This is a genomic window from Halomonas sp. SIMBA_159 (genome assembly GCF_046536035.1).
Taxonomy (GTDB): Bacteria; Pseudomonadota; Gammaproteobacteria; order Pseudomonadales; family Halomonadaceae; genus Vreelandella; species Vreelandella venusta_A.
On sequence record NZ_JAWJBT010001387.1, the window covers coordinates 1 to 243 of the forward strand.

Here is a 243-nt window from a genome sequence, read left to right on the forward strand (position 1 = left end):
GATGCTGACCGAAGGGTATCTGGCCGGGCAGTCATCCCCTTTGCCATTTTTTCCGCGAACGGCGCAGGCCGGCCTGGAGGCGCTGCGCGACAAAAGCGGTCACTGGCTGACAGATGAAGAGAGTCGGGACAAAGCATTTGTCAAAATGGCCGGGGTGTTTAACGACAGTTATCTGTTCAGCGGTGAAGGCAGCAATGCTTACATTGCCCGGGTCTGGCCGAACTGGCAGGACGATCTTGCCAT

The 243-nt window shown here is 57.2% G+C and carries 1 protein-coding gene; it reads left to right on the top strand.

Translation table 11 applies throughout. From position 1 onward, the window contains the following. Positions 1-243: hypothetical protein (locus R0J87_RS23795; RefSeq protein WP_498889483.1), on the top strand; the 243-nt coding region annotated here is incomplete at both ends.